General features: G+C 67.1%; 15 protein-coding genes. 4 read left to right on the top strand and 11 right to left on the bottom strand.

The genetic code is table 11. The features are described from left to right. Window positions 1-10 precede the first annotated feature (10 nt). The 4 genes from SOM61_RS17550 to SOM61_RS17535 form a co-directional block, all read right to left on the bottom strand. Window positions 11-1,060, bottom strand: a complete 1,050-nt coding sequence (locus SOM61_RS17550; RefSeq protein WP_320475275.1) for an NAD(P)-dependent alcohol dehydrogenase — start codon at window positions 1,058-1,060, stop codon at window positions 11-13. A gap of 208 nt (window positions 1,061-1,268) precedes the next feature. Continuing rightward, on the bottom strand, window positions 1,269-1,694 hold the full coding sequence (locus tag SOM61_RS17545; protein WP_320475274.1) for a (R)-mandelonitrile lyase: 426 nt from the start codon (window positions 1,692-1,694) through the stop codon (window positions 1,269-1,271). Between the two features lie 34 nt (window positions 1,695-1,728). Continuing rightward, window positions 1,729-2,457, bottom strand: a complete 729-nt coding sequence (locus tag SOM61_RS17540; protein WP_320475273.1) for a carboxymuconolactone decarboxylase family protein — start codon at window positions 2,455-2,457, stop codon at window positions 1,729-1,731. 73 nt (window positions 2,458-2,530) lie between these two features. Next, window positions 2,531-3,010 (bottom strand): (R)-mandelonitrile lyase, encoded by a 480-nt coding sequence (locus SOM61_RS17535; protein WP_320475272.1) that lies wholly within the window; start codon window positions 3,008-3,010, stop codon window positions 2,531-2,533. A 121-nt stretch (window positions 3,011-3,131) separates the two neighbouring features. Between SOM61_RS17535 and SOM61_RS17530 the strand changes: the two genes are divergently transcribed. Next, entirely contained in the window at window positions 3,132-4,085 is a 954-nt protein-coding gene (locus SOM61_RS17530; protein ID WP_320475271.1) for an AraC family transcriptional regulator, read from the top strand. On the opposite strand, the gene SOM61_RS17525 is transcribed toward SOM61_RS17530, so the two are convergent. From SOM61_RS17525 to SOM61_RS17515, 3 genes are read right to left on the bottom strand one after another with little or no spacing between them, the layout of a single operon-like run. Beyond that, complete coding sequence (locus tag SOM61_RS17525; protein WP_320475270.1) at window positions 4,082-6,295, bottom strand: xanthine dehydrogenase family protein molybdopterin-binding subunit; 2,214 nt, start codon at window positions 6,293-6,295, stop codon at window positions 4,082-4,084. The two genes, SOM61_RS17530 and SOM61_RS17525, sit on opposite strands and share 4 nt — an antisense overlap. Window position 6,296: 1 nt before the next feature. Then, a complete protein-coding gene (locus SOM61_RS17520; RefSeq protein ID WP_320475269.1) occupies window positions 6,297-7,289 on the bottom strand; it encodes an FAD binding domain-containing protein in 993 nt (330 codons plus the stop codon). Between the two features lie 3 nt (window positions 7,290-7,292). Continuing rightward, window positions 7,293-7,928, bottom strand: a complete 636-nt coding sequence (locus tag SOM61_RS17515) for a (2Fe-2S)-binding protein (protein ID WP_320475268.1) — start codon at window positions 7,926-7,928, stop codon at window positions 7,293-7,295. Window positions 7,929-8,130: 202 nt separating this feature from the next. Here SOM61_RS17515 and SOM61_RS17510 point away from each other — a divergent pair, with 202 nt between their 5' ends. Further along, entirely contained in the window at window positions 8,131-9,732 is a 1,602-nt protein-coding gene (locus tag SOM61_RS17510) for a GGDEF domain-containing protein (protein ID WP_320475267.1), read from the top strand. Between the two features lie 127 nt (window positions 9,733-9,859). On the opposite strand, the gene SOM61_RS17505 is transcribed toward SOM61_RS17510, so the two are convergent. Continuing rightward, window positions 9,860-10,465, bottom strand: a complete 606-nt coding sequence (locus tag SOM61_RS17505; protein ID WP_320475266.1) for a TetR/AcrR family transcriptional regulator — start codon at window positions 10,463-10,465, stop codon at window positions 9,860-9,862. A 139-nt stretch (window positions 10,466-10,604) separates the two neighbouring features. Between SOM61_RS17505 and SOM61_RS17500 the strand changes: the two genes are divergently transcribed. After that, window positions 10,605-11,822, top strand: coding sequence for an MFS transporter (locus SOM61_RS17500; RefSeq protein ID WP_320475265.1), 1,218 nt, complete (start codon window positions 10,605-10,607; stop codon window positions 11,820-11,822). 5 nt (window positions 11,823-11,827) lie between these two features. Here SOM61_RS17500 and SOM61_RS17495 read toward each other — a convergent pair whose 3' ends face one another. Continuing rightward, a complete protein-coding gene (locus SOM61_RS17495; protein WP_320475264.1) occupies window positions 11,828-12,529 on the bottom strand; it encodes a YjjG family noncanonical pyrimidine nucleotidase in 702 nt (233 codons plus the stop codon). 68 nt (window positions 12,530-12,597) lie between these two features. Then, on the bottom strand, window positions 12,598-12,792 hold the full coding sequence (locus SOM61_RS17490) for a hypothetical protein (RefSeq protein WP_320475263.1): 195 nt from the start codon (window positions 12,790-12,792) through the stop codon (window positions 12,598-12,600). 83 nt (window positions 12,793-12,875) lie between these two features. Here SOM61_RS17490 and SOM61_RS17485 point away from each other — a divergent pair, with 83 nt between their 5' ends. Then, a complete protein-coding gene (locus SOM61_RS17485) occupies window positions 12,876-13,430 on the top strand; it encodes a CcdC protein domain-containing protein (protein ID WP_320475262.1) in 555 nt (184 codons plus the stop codon). A 198-nt stretch (window positions 13,431-13,628) separates the two neighbouring features. Here the strand turns inward: SOM61_RS17485 and SOM61_RS17480 are convergent, their stop codons facing one another. Beyond that, a complete protein-coding gene (locus SOM61_RS17480) occupies window positions 13,629-16,451 on the bottom strand; it encodes an ATP-binding protein (RefSeq protein ID WP_320475261.1) in 2,823 nt (940 codons plus the stop codon). Window positions 16,452-16,455: the final 4 nt, after the last annotated feature.

The raw sequence follows: 16,455 nt of genomic DNA, 5'->3' as shown, positions 1-16,455 counted from the left end.
GGGGGATGGATCAAGCGGCCAGGGTGGCGTTATCGATCACGAAGCGGTACTTGACGTCGCCCTTGAGCATGCGCTCGTAGGCGCCGTTGATGTCGTCGGCGCGGATCATCTCGATGTCGGCCACGATGCCGTGTTCGGCGCAGAAGTCGAGCATTTCCTGGGTTTCCGGAATGCCGCCGATCATCGAGCCGGCGATCGCGCGGCGCTTCGTGATCAGGTTGAATACCTGCGGCGACGGATGCGGCGACTCGGGCGCGCCGACCAGCACCATGGTGCCGTCGCGCTTGAGCAGGTTGAGGAAGGCGTCCAGGTCGTGCGGCGCGGCGACCGTGTTGACGATCAGGTCCAGGCGCTGGGCCTGGGCCGCCATCGCGGCCGCATCCTTCGAGATCACGACTTCGTCGGCGCCCAGGTCCAGGGCATCCTGGCGCTTCGATTCCGAGGTGGTGAAGGCCACCACGTGCGCGCCCAGGGCGTGCGCCAGCTTGATGCCCATGTGGCCCAGGCCGCCGATGCCGACGATGCCCACGCGCTTGCCGGGACCGGCGTTCCAGTGGCGCAGCGGCGACCAGGTGGTGATGCCGGCGCACAGCAGCGGGGCCACCGCGGCCAGTTGCTCCTGCGGATGGGTCACGCGCAGCACGAAGCGCTCGTTGACCACGATCTGCTGCGAATAGCCGCCCAGCGTGTGGCCGGGTGCGTCCCGGGTCGGGCCGTTGTAGGTGCCAACCATATTGTCGCAATAGTTCTCGAGGCCTTCGCCGCAATCCGCGCACGCCTTGCAGCTGTCGACCATGCAGCCGACGCCGACCAGGTCGCCGACCTTGTGGCCTTTGACATGGGCGCCGACCGCCGACACGCGGCCCACGATCTCGTGGCCCGGCACGCAGGGGTACAGGGTGCCGGCCCATTCGGCGCGCACCGTGTGCAGGTCGAAGTGGCAGACGCCGCAGAAGTCGATGTCGATCTGGACGTCGTGGGCGCCGGGGGCGCGGCGGGTGATGTCCAGGGACTCCAGGGGTTTGTCGGCTGCATGCGCGCCGTAGGCTTTGATGGTCATGAGATTTTCCGTATCGTTCAATAATCGTTATGGCGAACGCACGGCCGCCGGCGGCGGACGTGGCGCGATTTGTCAGGGAAGCATGGTAGCCCCAAACTCATGTCCAAAACGGGTCCAATTTTGACTGGGCTTATGAATCTGGCGCATGAATGGGCAGCGCGAGCATGGCGGATCTTCGCGACCTGCCAGCCCTGGCGCAGCGCCTTCCTCAATGCCCGTGCGTGGCGCTCGGTGCCGGGCCTGCCGAATATTCCTCGTCCGTGACTTTTTCCAGCCAGACGACGTTGATGCCGTCCCGCGCTTCCTGGATCGCGATATGGGTCATCGAGGTGGTCGCCGACGCGCCGTGCCAGTGCTTGTGGCCCGGCGGACACCAGACCACGTCGCCGGCGCGAATCTCGACGATCGGCTCCCCCTCGCACTGCGTCCAGCCGCAGCCCGCGGTGACGACTAGCGTCTGCCCGAGCGGATGGGTATGCCAGGCCGAGCGCGCGCCCGGCTCGAAGGTGACGCTCGCCACCGACACGCGCGATGGCTCATGGGCGGAGTTCAGGGGATCGATCCGAACGGTGCCGGTAAAGTGCTCTTCTGGGCCCTTGAGCGATGGCTGCGATCCTGCACGTTTCAGTTCCATGATGTTCCTTTGATGTCATTGCAAGGCTAGTGCCTCATTTGGCGGCGCCGGCGGGACGCTTGGCGAACACGTCCTTGAAGACCGGAAGCGCGGAAAACACGTTTGGCCAGCCGGCGTGGAATGCCAGCTGGGTCAGCATTTCCGAGGCCTGCTCGCGGCTCAGGCCATTGTCCATGGCGCGGTTCAGGTGAAAGGTCACCTGCGCCACCTGGCCGGCGGCCACCAATGCGCCGACGGTGACCATGCTGCGGTCGCGTGGCGCGAGGCCGGGGCGCAGCCACAGATCGCGAAACAGCGCTTCGGTCGTGTAGTGCACCACTCCCGGTGCGGTGGCGCCGAAGTCGCGCTCGACCATGGCGGCGCGCCTGGCTTCCGCCTCCTTATCGAGCGGCAGCAGCGCGACCTCGGCCGGCGGCAGCTGGTCGGCGCCGATTCCGCGCTGTGCGAACACGGCTTGCGCCGCCTCGGCGGCGGCCATCGCATTACCCCATCCCGCATAGAAGGCGAGATGGATGATGATCTCCGACAGCTCGCCCGGCTTGACGCCGCTGTCGAGCGCCCGCTTCAGGTAGAACGGGAGTTCCGACTGCTGGTTCCTGGCGATTAGCGCCGTGACGGTCACGATGCTGCGATCGCGCGGCGACAGGCCGGGGCGCCGCCACAGCTCGCCCAACACCAGGTCCTGCGAGTAGCGTTGGAGTGCGGGCGCGATGGTGAGAGCATCCTGGTCCGATTCCGGCGGATTTGCCGGCTGTGCGTTCACCGGGCCGGAAAACGCAGCCAGCAATGCACAAGCCAGCGTACCGGCGCGAGGGCCTAGGCGGCGGGAGATGGTCTTACTTTCCATATTGCGCATCACTCACCTTCTCCAGCCATTCGACGTTCTTGCCATTGACGGCTTCCTGGATCGCCATATGGCTGACCGACGTCGTCGGCGCCGCGCCGTGCCAGTGCTTGACGCCCGGCGGGGTCCAGATCACGTCGCCCGGCCGGATGTCCTCCACTTTCCCGCCCCATTGCTGGATACGGCCGGCGCCGGCCGTCACCACCAGCACCTGGCCGTGCGGATGCGTATGCCAGGCCGAGCGCGCGCCCGGTTCGAAGGTGACGAGAGCGCCCGAGGTGACGGCCGGCGCGCGCGCCGGGAACAGCGGATCCACGCGCACGCTGCCGGTGAAATTCTGTGCCGGGCCCTGGCTCGACGGCTGGCTGCCAGCGCGCGCGATGACCATGGCCGAAGCCTCATCCCTGCCGGTTTGGGCAAATGCGGGGGCGACAAACATCAGCGACAGCGCGGTCGCGGCGAGCAGTTTCATGGGTTCTCCTTGGAGTGCATCGGTGATGGGAAGGAGAACCAATATAACTTTCGACAAGCCGTGCGGGTAGACTGGATCGGCTCATTGGCCATATGAGCCAGCGTCATGAATGGACCCATCCGTGCTGCGCTGGACAGCCGCGCCAACCGGCGGCACACTATCGGCCATGAACCAGGAATTACTCGACGCCGTCGCCGCCTACGCCCGTGCCCACGCCAACCGCGACGGCCTGGCGCTCACGCCCATCCCGGGCCTGCGCATGATGTGTCTCGACCAGCCGGGCGACAAGCTCGAGTCGACCTACCGGCCGCTGGTTTGCCTGGTGCTGCAAGGCGAAAAACACCTGCTGGCCGGGCGCCAGGAAAAGCTGTGCGCCGAAGGCCAGGCGATCGTCGTCAGCGCCGACCTGCCGGTGACGGGCCAGGTGGTGACGGCGTCGGCAGAGCGCCCCTATATCGCGCTGGCGATCGAACTCGACATGGCCCTGCTGTCCGAACTGGCCGACCAGCTGCGCGAGAACAGGCCAAGCCCGCCCGACCCGGCGGCGACACTGCTGGTCCAGGATGTCGACGCGGCGATCCTCGATTGCGCGCGCCGCCTGATGCACCTGGTCGCGCACCCCGAGGCGGTGGCGATCCTGCATCCCGGCCTGATGCGCGAACTGCATTTCTGGCTGCTCAACGGCGCGCATGGCCGACAGTTGCGCGGGTCCATGGCACCCGAGGCGCATCCGGTGCGGCTGAACCGCGCGGTGGCGATGCTGCGCCTGTCTTACCACCAGAAGCTGCGGGTCGAGGAACTGGCAGCGGCCGCGTCGATGAGCCTGTCGGCCTTCCACAAACACTTCAAGGACTACACCTCGCTCACGCCGGTGCAGTACCAGAAGCGCCTGCGCCTGATCGAGGCGCGGCGCCTGATGCTGTACGAGGGGGCCACCGCCAACAAGGCGGCGTTCGAGGTCGGCTACGAAAGCAGCTCGCAGTTTACGCGCGAGTATGCGCGCCTCTTTGGCGCGCCGCCGCGACGCGATGCGCGGCGTCCGGCCACCGTTGCGGCGCCGGAGCTCGTCGTTTAAAGAACGTCCTCGATCCGGATCGGCAGCCGGCGGATGCGTTTGCCGGTCGCATGATGCACCGCATTGGCGATCGCCGCCGCCACGCCCACCATCGCCACCTCGCCCAGTCCCTTGACGCCGCTGGCGTTGAGCAGCGGGTCGGGCCGGTCGATGAAACCGACGTCGATGTGCCCGATGTCGGCATGCACCGGCAGCACGTATTCGGCCAGGTCGGCATTCAAAAAACCGCCGTAGCGCGGGTCGACCTCGCTGATTTCGCGCAGGGCGGCGCCGATGCCCCATACCACGCCGCCGCGCACCTGGCTGTCGGCCGTCACCGGGCTCACCACGCGGCCACAGTCGATCATGCTCACCACGCGAGGCACGCGGACGCGGCGCGTCACCGGCTCCACGTTCACCTCGACGAAATGGACCGCGTAGCTCATCGACACGAATTCCGGGTACACCGGGCCCGCCGGCGCCGGCATGCCGCCCTGCAGGCGGCCATAAACGGCGTCCGGCTGGCCCGGCGCCTTGCGCCGCACCTCGGCCTCGATGCGCTCGCGCTGCGCCAGCGCCAGCACCTCGGCCGGTCTCAAAGCCGAATCATGGCCAGGCGCCAGCTGCGCCAGTGCGTCCAGCAGCGCCTGCGCGGCTTCTTCCGCCGCCGGCACCACGCTGGCCGTGCCCCAGGAGCCGGCGGTCAGGTGCTGGGGCGCGCCGCGGGTGTCGCCGATCTGGATCACCAGCGCCTGCGGATCGACCCGCAGCCGGCGCACCAGCACATTGGCGATCGCGGTGCGCATCCCCTGCCCCATTTCGTGGCCGGCCACCGTGAACAGGATGCGGCCGTCGCGGGTGGCGGCGATGCGCGCGATCGCCGGGCTGGTCGCGGCCTTGTAGGCGCCGCAGGCCACGCCCCAGCCGATGGCGCCGCCGTCCGCCGCCTTCATCGAGGCCGGCCGCGCATCGCGCCGGCTCCAGCCGAAGCGGCGCGCGCCCTCGCGCAGGCATTCGGCCATGAAGCGCGAGGACAGCGGCTTGCCACTGAGCGCGTCGGTCTGCGTGTCGTTGCGCAGCCTGAGTTCCACCGGGTCGATGGCCAGCTGCTGGGCCAGTTCGTCGATCGCCGACTCGAAGGCGAACGCCGCCGGGTGCTCGAACGGCGCGCGCATATAGCCCGGCGTCTGCACGTCGGTGCGCACCAATCGCTCGCGCCCGCGGAAATTCGGGATGCCGTACAGGCGCGCGCTCATGTCGGCGTACGAGGCCGGGAACAGGTCGTGGCGCGAGGTCTGCTGGTCGGCTTCGTGGATGGCGGCCAGAATCTTGCCGGAGGCGTCGGCGCCCAGCTGGATGTGGTGACGGCTGGCAGGACGGAAGCTGGCATCGTGGAACAGCTGGCTGCGCGGCACCACCAGCTTGACCGGCTGGCCGAGCTTGCGCGCCGCCACCGCCGCGAACAGGGTCTGCATCTGCAGCGAGTTCTTGAGGCCGAAGCCGCCGCCGCACTGCGGCGAGATCACTTCGATGCGCGCCGGGTCGAGATTCAACTGGCGCGCCAGGCCGTGGCGGATCGCCCCGCTGTTCTGCGTGCCCTCGTGGATCACCAGGGTTCCCTTGCGCCACTCGGCCACGGTCGACACCAGTTCGATCGGGTTCTGGTGCTGGGGCGGGTGCAGGTACTCGGCATCGATCTTGTGCGCCGCGCCGGCATAGGCGGCGTCGGCGTCGCCCGCCACCTTGTCGGCGAACATCTGCTGCGGCAAGGGCGAGCCCTGTTGCGGCACGATGTCCTTGGCCGGCGCGTCCAGGGTCACCTGGAATGGCTGTTCTTCATACTTCGCCCGGATCAGGCAGGCCGCTTCGAGCGCCGCCTCCAGCGTGTCGGCCACCACCAGCGCGATCGGCTGGCCGCGATACGCGATTCCTGACTCCAGCATCGGCTGCATGCTCTGGAAGGCGAAGCCGCCGCCCAGCACGTGGCCGGCCGGCTTGTACTCGCCCATGTCGGCGTGGGTCAGCACCAGCCGCACGCCCCCTACCGCGCGCGCGGCCCGGGTATCGATGGACCGCACCTCGCCGCGGTTGATGGTGGACACCGCCAGCGCCGCATGCAGCATGCCGGGCAGCGCCTGGTCGGCCGCGTACAGCGCGGCGCCGCGGACCTTGTCGCGCGCGTCGATGCGCGGCTGTTTGGGGAAAGCTGACTCATTCACATTCATGCTCATCTCAAATCCTCTGTGCGGCAATCATCAGGGCGTCGGCCACCGTGCGGGCGCCGAGCTCGATACGGAAGGCGTTGTGGTGTCCGGCCCTGGCATCCGCAAAGGCGGCGAAGCCGGCCGCCAGCGCGGTCTCGATGGTCAGTTCGCGGCCAGCCAGCCCCTGCTCGGCCAGGCGCGCGCGCCACGGCTTGGTGGCGACGCCGCCCAGCGCGATGCGCGCCTGCGCGACCCGCTTGCCGTTCATCGTCAGGGCCACGGCGGCCGAGCTGAGGGCAAAGGCATACGATTCGCGGTCGCGGATCTTGTGGTAGGTCGAGGCACGCCCGAGGGGCGTGACCGGCACCCGGATGCGGGTGATGATCTCGCCCGGCGCCAGCGTGGTCTCGAGGTCGGGCCGGTCGCCCGGCAGCCGGTGCAGCGCCTCCACCGGGATGCTGCGCACCCCGTTCGGCCCCAGCACGTCGAGCACGGCGTCGAAGGCGACCAGGGCGACCGCGAAGTCGCCGGGATAGGTGGCGATGCAACTGGGGCTCGTCCCCAGCAGGGCGTGGCCGCGGTCGATGCCGTCCAGGGCCGCGCAGCCGCTGCCCGGCTGCCGCTTGTTGCAGGCGAACGGCTCGCCGCCGCGAAAATACGCGCAGCGCGTGCGCTGCAGCACGTTGCCGCCCAGGCTGGCCATATTACGCAACTGCTGAGAGGCCGCGCGCCACAGCGATTCCGACAGCGCCGGATAGTCCTTGACCAGGCGCGGGTCGGTCGCCACGTCGCTCATGCGCGCCAGGCTGCCGAATACCAGCTCGCGCGCGCCGGACGTGTCGAAGGCGCGCAATTGTTCGATCGCGTTGATGTCGACGATGGCCGATGGACGCTCGACGCCGAGCTTCATCAAGTCGTACAGGGTGGTGCCGCCTGCCATCAGGCGCGCTTCCGGATAAGTGGCCATGGCTTGCACGGCCTGCTCGGGCGAACGGGCACGGATCAGGGTGAATTCACGCATGGTTCACGCCTTTCCCATGTCGCCGGCGGCCTGGCCGATGGCAGCCACGATGCCGTTGTAGGCGCCGCAGCGGCATAGATTGCCGCTCATGTACTCCTTGATCCGTTCCGGCGAACCCGCGTTACCCTCGCGCACGCAGGCGATCGCCGCCATGATCTGGCCCGGCGTGCAGTAGCCGCACTGCAGGGCGTCGTGGTCGATGAAGGCCTGCTGCATCGGGTGCAGGCTGCCGTCGGGCCGCTGCAAGCCTTCGATGGTGTCGACCCGGCGACCCTCGAGCTGCAGCGCCGGCGTCAGGCACGATACGACGCGGCGGCCGTCGACGTGGATGGTGCAGGCGCCGCACTGGCCATGGTCGCAGCCCTTCTTGGCGCCGCTCAAGCCAAGACGCTCGCGCAGCAGGTCGAGCGCCGACGTCCTGGGATCGACCGTCAGCGCGCGCTGCTGGCCGTTGACCACGACGCTGAGCGGCACGCCGCCGGTGTGGACTTCGGGCGCGGCGTCCACGGGCTGGGCCTGGGCCTCGCCAGCACCGACGGCGCCGCTCGCCGCGGCCACGGACAGCACCGACAGCACGAACTCGCGCCGGTTGACCTGTGTCACATGGGGAAGCTGGCTGGATGGATCGGGGCCGGTCATGGCGAACTCCTTCTGTCTGGGATGGGGTAATGCCGAGAATGTAGACCAGGCTTTTCGCACACACGAGCCGCATGAATGGAAAAGGCAACAACTGTGCAGGATCAGGCAAGCGCAGACACGCCGGCGTAGTCCGGCGACAGGTTTTCCTTTCTAGTGGCACAATTTTTGGACAAGAATCGGAACCCTGTTTCGGCGAGGCGCATTGAATTCATCCACCGACAAACTGGACAACCACGTCGAGCGCCTGAGCGGCAAGCGGCGCCCGGTCGTGCGCATGGTGGTGGGGATCACAACACTGGGCTGCCTGCTGCTGGTTGCCTTCACCACCTGGTTCGTCTGGTCGGTCCGGCACACCCAGATCAAGCAGACCGAGGTGGCAACGTCGAACGTGGCGCGCATGGTCGGCGTGCAGGTGGAAACCGCGATGAAGGCCACCACCATGGCGTTGGCGAACGTTGTCGAACGGATCGAGCACGACGGCACGGGCGACGAGGCATTGAAAAGGCTCCAGGCCCACCTGATCGTCCTCACCAGAACGACGCCCGAGCTGCACGGCATCTTCGTATACGCCGCCGACGGCCGCTGGCTGGCGACCTCCCTCACGGGCACTCCGCAGGGAAATAATTCGGACCGCGCCTACTTCCAGCACCACCGCAACCGTCCCGGCCGCGACATCTACGTGGGACACCCTGTCCGCAGTCGCTCCACGGGTGTATGGGTGCTGCCGATCTCGCGTCGCATCGACAATCCGGACGGCAGCTTCGCTGGCGTCGCGCTGGTGACCCTTAAAGTCAATTTCTTCGAGCGTATCTACGACGAGCTGGACGTTGGCAAGACCGGCACGGTCCTGCTCGCCCTGGAAGACGGCACGGTGGTCTACCGCAGGCCGTTCGACGACAAGCTGATAGGCACCAATCTGTCGAACGGCGCCGTGTTTCAGGCGATCAGACAGCGCCCCGTAGGCACGGATTTCATGGTGGCCAGAATCGACAACATCGAGCGCCTGTACAGTTACCGGCGGGTCGATGACTTCGCCTTCGTTATCGCTGTTGGCCAGACCAAGGAAGAACTGCTCGCTCCATGGAAACGGTTCAGCATCCTGATCGGAGTGGCGGTCCTGGCGATCGCCACCCTGTTCGCGCTCTTTGCCCGCAAGCTGATCCGGCAATTCGCCATCCGCGACCGGCTCGACCAGAAGCTGCGCGCCTATTCCCACGACCTGCAACGCGACAACCTCGGGCTGCAGGAGCTGGCCCATACCGATACGCTGACGCGGCTGGCCAACCGGCGCCGCTTCGACGACGTGCTGGCCCACGAGCTGCGCCATGCGCGGCTCGCCGGCACCCCGACCGCCCTGCTGCTGCTGGACGTGGACTACTTCAAGAAATTCAATGACTGCTACGGCCATCCGGCCGGCGACGCCTGCCTGCAGGAAGTGGGCCGCATCCTGGCGGCCCAGGTCAACCGCAACCGCGACCTGCCGGCACGCTACGGCGGCGAGGAATTCGCGGTGATCCTGCCGGATACCGAACTGGCCGGCGCGATGGCGGTGGCGGAGCGGCTGCGCCATGAGATCGGGGCGCGCGAACTGCCGCACCAGGAATCGCCGTTCGGCGTCGTCACGGCCAGCATCGGCGTGGCCGTCCTGGTCCGGGCTTCCGGCGGCGATACGGATGCGGGGGAGCTCGTCGCACAGGCCGACCGGCACCTCTACAACGCGAAGCACGCGGGCCGCAACCGGGTGGACGCCGGTCCTGCGACCTCAGCACGTCATTCCCGCGCAGGCGGGAATCCAAGTTCGTAGGGCAGCCACTCCGTGGAAGCGCAGCGGTGAAGCATAAGACTTAGGTTCCCGCCTGCGCGGGAACGACGTGGTCAGGCTGCGGGACTGAAGTAAAAATGGACGCTGTGACTTCGCATTCAGTCAGACCCTAGCGCGAGGCCGCGTCCCACAAGCGCATCACCTGCGTGATGGCCGCGCCCAGGCTTTCATGCGTCGCGCCGTCGCGCGCCAGCGTCGACAAGCCGGTCAGGAAGCTGTCGAACACCGTGGCCAGCGCCTGCGGGTCGGTCGCGCGTGCAAGCTGCCCATTCGCAATGCCGCGCTCGACGCAGGCCAGGATGCCGGCGCGGGTGCGTGCGCGCGATGCGTCCAGCGCGGCCGTCACGCCGGCGTTTCCGGCGCCGCTCGCGCTCATCACGCCCAGCGACACCATGCATCCTTTCGGATGACCCGCCTCGCACTGCATCGCCGCCGAGCGCCTCAGCGCCAGTTCGATGGCGGCGCGCGGCTCGAGGCGGGCATCCCACAGGCATTCGGTCACCTGTCCATGGGACGCGAGGTAGCACGTCACCGCCTCCTGGAACAGCGCCTCTTTCGACGCGAAGGCGGCATAGAAGCTCGGCGCTGAAATGCCCAGGCCGGCCTTCAACTGGCTCAGCGAAGTCGATTCATATCCGTGTTCCCAGAACAGGTGCATCGCGGTGGTGACCGCCGCATCGCGGTCGAATTGCCGGGGACGGCCCATTGTCGCCATGTTGCTCTCCTCTACGTTCGACTTCAATACTAATCGGTACAAAAATCATTGACAAGCCAATCTTGATCCAGCTACATTTATACCGATTGGTACATAAGTAACCGGCCATTCCGGCCGGCGTTTCTCGACAGGAGTCTTGATGGAAGCACTACATTCACCCCGCCCGGTCGCCCGCGCCGGCAGCCTGCCGATCGCGGCGCTGCTGGCCCTGGCCATGACCGGATTCATCTGCATCGCCACCGAAACCCTGCCGGCCGGCCTGTTGCCGCTGGTCGCCGACGGCCTCGGCGTAACCAGTTCGATGGCCGGACAGACCGTGACCGCCTATGCCCTCGGCTCGGTGCTGGCCGCCATTCCGCTCACCATCGCCACCCGCGGCTGGCGCCGTCGCAGCGTCCTGTTGCTGACCATCGTCGGTTTTCTGATCTTCAATACGCTGACCGCGCTGTCGTCCGATTTCACGCTCACCCTGGCGGCGCGCTTCTGCGCCGGGATGGCTGCCGGTCTGGCCTGGAGCCTGCTGGCCGGCTACGCGCGCCGGATGGTCGCCGTCCACCAGCAGGGACAAGCCATGGCCATCGCCATGGTCGGCACCCCGATCGCGCTATCGCTCGGCGTGCCGCTCGGCGCCTGGCTCGGCGGCACGGTCGGCTGGCGCACGGCGTTCGGTCTCATGTCGGCGCTGTGCGTGGTGCTGGTGGTGTGGGTAGTGGCCAAGGTGCCCGACTACCCCGGCCAGTCGGACCGGCAGCGCCTGCCGCTGCGCAAGGTGCTTGCCACGCCGGGCGTGCGTCCGGTGCTGGCGACCGTGATCGCGTGGATGCTGGCGCATAACATCCTGTACACCTATATCGCGCCGTTCGTGGCGCAGGCCGGGCTGGCCGGGCGCGTGGACGTGGTCCTGCTGGTGTTCGGCATCGCCGCGCTGGGCGGAATCTGGATCGCCGGCCGGCTGGTGGACAGCCACCTGCGCGCCACCGTCCTGGCCAGCCTGGGCGGCTTCGCCATCCTGTCCCTGCTGTTCGCCTGGCTCTCGGCGGCGCCGCTGGTCGTGTATGCAGGCGTGGCCGCATGGGGCCTGAGCTTCGGCGGCGCGGCCACCTTGCTGCAGACGGCCCTGGCCGATGCCGCGGGCGATGGCGCCGACGTGGCGCTGTCGATGAACGTGGTGGCATGGAATGCCGCGATCGCGGGCGGCGGCCTGCTCGGCGGCTTCCTGCTCGACCAGTGGGGCGCGGCGTCCTTCCCATGGTCGACCGCCCTGCTGGCGGCGCTCGGCTTCGCGATCGCCTGGTCGAGCAGGACGCACGGCTTCCGGCCCGGCGCCCGTAGCGGCCCGGCCGTCGCCGGGCACTGAGCCGATCAGGTGGCGGCCAGGCCGCGCAACGAGGCGACGATATCGTGCAGGCTGGCGACCTCGCAGCTCGGGATCGCCTGCGAGTCGTTGGCCAGGCGATCGGGATTGAACCAGCAGCTCTCGATGCCGAAGCGGTTGGCGCCGAGGATGTCGGCGTCCAGGCGGTCGCCGACAATCACGGTCTCGTGCTTGGCGAAAGTGCGCGCCATCTTGCTGGTGAACTCGAAGAAGCGGCTGTCGGGCTTGGCGAAGCCGCAGGCTTCGGAGGTGGCGACGAAGGACAGGTGGCCCTGCAGGCCCGAGCTGGCGATGCGGCGGTGCTGGATCTGGTGGGCGCCATTGGTGATGATGCCCACTTCGCCGATGCCGGCCAGGGTTTCGCACAGCTGGGCGGCGCCGTCGACCAGCACCACGGTATCGGCCAGCGATTCGATGTACAGGTCGCTGGCGCGCTGCGGATCGATCTCGATGCCGTTGTCCGCGAAGGTCTTGCGGAAGCGCTCGACCTTGAGGAAGTCCTTGGTGACGGTGCCTTGCTCAAAATGGCGCCACAACGCGAGATTGGTCACCTGGTATTGCTGGAACAAAGCGCCGACCTGCTCGCGCACGCCCAGCTGGTCCATGGTGCGCATGAATGAGCGCTGTTCGGAGGCGCGGAAATCGAGCAGGGTGTCGTCGAGGTCGAACAGGAAAAGTCGGTGTTTCATTACGTCGGGATGAGAGTACAACTATGACTTCATGGTAGCACGCTCATCCCGGACGTGCTCCGGTCGGCTCAACTTGGCTTGGGATCGGGCACCGGTTCTTCGTCGTGCGGCAGGTGCACCGGCTGGTGGTGCGGGTGCGGGGTGTCGAAGGGCTCGGGCACGGGTTCTTCGATCGGGGCCGGATCGGGCGCCCGATGAGCGTGGACCGGAACGCGCGGTGGCATCCGGGTAATACGATGGGCGGCATGAGGGGCGGCGTGCATGATGCGGTCTCCTTGCAGGAATGCGGTTCGGGTTACCTTATCATGCGGCCCGGCGGCGCGGCGCGCGCCGGCAGTGGGCTACAATGCGGTTTTTCCTGAACACAGCCTTCTCGCCGCACATGGAATTCTCGATCACGACCCTGGCCCTGCTCGTCCTGACTCCACTGCTGGTCTGGCGCATCTACAGCCGCATCAAGAAGCAGATGCAGCGCCAGCGCTCGATCGGCTCACGCCACTACACCGGCGTGCTGGTATTCGGCGCGATGATTCTGGTGCCGCTAACGCAGCTGTTCGACACGCCTTATAACCTGGCGGCGCTGCTGGTCGGCGCCGGCGGCGGCATCGGCTATGCGGTCTGGGGGCTCAAGCTGACCCGGTTCGAGGAAACCCCGCAAGGCTACTTCTTCACGCCGCCCGCGCGCCTGGGGCTGGTGATGTCCATGATCCTGGTGGCGCGCCTGCTGTATATCGGCATCGAGGTGTATGCCAACCAGGGCAAGGGCATTCCGACGCAACAGCTGACCGACAGTCCGCTGACCATGCTGTGCGTGGGGATCACGGCGGGCTACTTCGGCTACTACTCGGCGGCGCTGCTGCGCTGGCGGCGACGGGTGCGCAAGGCGATCGATCAGGTTTGATCGTGCGCGGTATGCGGGCTACCTTGGGTTCCCGCCTTCGCGGGAACGACGTTGTTTTACTTAGCGGGCCAGACACGGCGGCTATTTCGGACACATACATAAACACGTCGTTCCCGCGAAGGCGGGAACCCAAGTCCGTAGCCCACCACAAACGCGACCATTGAAGCAAAAAGGGATCCATCAAGGATCCCTTTTTCATTACGCGGCCTTCGCCTCGTCCTTCCTTCGCTGCAGCACGAAGATCGGCTGCGCCCACTGCATGTCCTTCTTCTTCTTGCTCGTGATGAGCGTCAGTTCCGAAGGATCGTAGACGTCGGTGTTGTGCGTCAGCGGCGTCGTCATCAGGTACTGGGCGTCGGTGTTCTTCAGGAACTCGCCGACCAGCTGGATGTTGCGAATGTCCAGGTGGGCGAACGGTTCGTCGATGAACACGAAGCCGCCCGAGCCTTCTTCCGATTTCAACAGGCCGATCAGCAAGACCAGCGACTTCATCACCTGCTGGCCGCCCGAGGCTTCGCCGTCGTTCATCCCGATCTGGTCCTTGCCGTCGAACTTGAAGCGCACGTGGAGGCCCGCCTGGGACAGCTGCACGTCGTCGTTCTCCAGCCGCACCGGGTCGGCCTGGACGTCGATGCCGGCCAGCGCACCCAGTTCGCGGATGTTCTTGGTATAGGTCTTGATCGTGTAGCGCAGGCGCTCGATATAGGCCCCGCGCGCATTGCCGGTCGCCTCGATCGCGCGGTTGTTCTGGTAGCGGCGCTCCTCGGTCTCGCTCTGGCGTGCCTCGAGCTGCTCGTGCAGGCGCGCGTACTGGTCGATCACGGTCGGATCCAGTTCCCAGTCCTCGCGCGCCAGCGAATGCTCGAGCGAACCGAGACGCAGGTTGACCTGGTGCGCATTCTGGTGCTTGGCCACCAGGTCGCCGCGCCAGTTGGGGTTCTTCCAGGCGCCCGGCACCGCGCGCCAGCCGCGGCGCATCTCCAGCAGAGCCTTGGCGTGCTCGCTGCGCTGCTCGATCTGGCGGCGATGGTTCAGGCGCATGCCGGCTTCGGCTTCCGACAAGGCCATGCGCGCGTTCTGCCATACGGTGTCGGCACGGGTGCGGTTCACTGTCGCGTTCTTGCTCAGGGTCTGCAGCTCGCCCAGGCGCGCGCCGACCTCCAGGCGCTCGGCCTTGAGCGGCGCGATGGTGCGCAGCGCTTCCTCGAATTCTTCCTGGCGCGCCGACAATTCCTTGGCGGCGTCGACACCGGCGATGCGCGCCTTCAGGCCGCCCACTTCGGCGGCCAGCTTCGAGATCGCGAGGGTCAGCTCGTCTTCCCGCTTTTCCAGCGCCGGCATCAGCTTCTGGATTGCTTCCAGACGCTGGGTCTTGCCCGCCGCACCGAAGCGGTAACGCGAGGCTTCGACGAACAACGAGCGGCCGCCGCGGCGTTCGCGGTGGTAGGCATCCGGCGTGATCCACTCGTCCGACCGGCTCTTGAAGCCTTCGTCGACCGAGTCGACGCGCTCGATGCGTTCCAGCTGGTCGATCAGCCAACCCGGCGCCTTGCCCGAGAAGCGCACCACCGACAGCAGGCTGTCGTCCTTGACCACCGGCGCGTTGACGCAATCCGGCACGATGAAGTGGCGATAGCGTTCCTTCTCGGCCAGGCGGTAAGCCGCCGGCGCATCTTTCGCATTCTCCAGCAGCACCACCGAGGCATAGCCGCCCAGCACGCCCTCGACCGCGCCCTGCCACTTCGGATCGGTCACCTCGACGATGTCCGACAGCATGGCGTGGGCGATGCCCTCGTCGCGCAAGGCGCGGCGCATCAGGCGCTGCGCTTCCGGCTCCGGCATCGAGGTCTTGCCCTGCAGCGCGGAGATGGTCGCCATCTCGCCCGCGATCTTGCTCGACACCGCTTCGCGCGCGCTCTTCTGGCGCGCCAGCTCGGCTTCTTTCTCCTCGAGCTGCTTGGCGACTTCGGCGATGTCGGCGCCGGCGTCCGCCGACAGCTTTTGCAGGCGGTCGCGCTGCTCGAGCAGGCTTTCCAGGGGCTTCAGGCGCGTGTTCACCTCGGACAGGCGCTTGGCCAGTTCGCCGCCCTCGGCTTCGAGTTCGGTTTCCTGTTTCTGCGCGTCGGTGAGCGCGCGCTGCTGCGCCGCCAGCTGGCTGCGTTTCTCGGCCAGCTGGCCGTCGGCCTGCACCAGCGGCTTCTTCGCCTCGCGCAGCATGCGGCTGTTGTTGGCGGCCTTTTCGCGCGCCTCGTGGTATTGCAGCGCCGGCAGCACTTCTTCGTGCAGCTCGCGTCTTTCCTTGTTCAGGTCGGACCACTGGTGGTGGTTGGCCACGCGCAGGCGCAAGCCCTCGAGGTTGGTGCGCGAGGTCTCGAGTTCGGTCTCGAAGCGTTTCAGCTCGACCTCTGTGTCGCGCTGGTGGCGCTTGGCTTCGTCGTAGGCGTCCAGCACTTCCTTGTCGCCGAAGACCTGGAACACCAGGTCCAGCAACTGGCGCGGCGCGTATTCGCACAGTTTATCGGTCTCGCCCTGCTCCAGCGCCAGCACCTTCGACATCGCCGGCGACAGGCCCGCTGACGCTAGTCGTTTCCTGTAATTCTCGACGCCCAGCCAGTCGGTGGCTTCGGTCACTTCCTCGATCTCGACATTCCCCGGACGCATCAGGTACTGGCGCTTCCAGTCGCCGCCGTTCTTCTGCACCTGGCAGAACAGGGTCACCTCGTCGTCCGCGAAGAAGCCCGAGTGGCGGAACGGCCGGTTCGACAGCTGGCGTCCGATCGGCTTGTTGTCGACCACGGCGCGCAGCCAGGCGCTTTGCTGGCCCGAGTGGCGCGCATAGTGTTTATACGTGCGGCCCATCGAGCAATCGAGGCCGAACAGGGTGCGCATCGCGTCGAGCAGCGTGGTCTTGCCCGAGCCGTTCTGGCCGGCGATCGTGATGATCTTGGCGTCCAGCGGGATGTTCTTGATCCGCTGCCAGTAATCCCAGTGGACCAGTTCGAGTGATTTAATGTGGAACATCGGC

It is taken from the genome of Massilia sp. CFBP9012, from assembly GCF_034045115.1.
Classification (GTDB): domain Bacteria; phylum Pseudomonadota; class Gammaproteobacteria; order Burkholderiales; family Burkholderiaceae_D; genus Telluria.
Note: the sequence above shows the minus strand (reverse complement) of the source record. Positions and strands in the feature narration are given on the sequence as shown.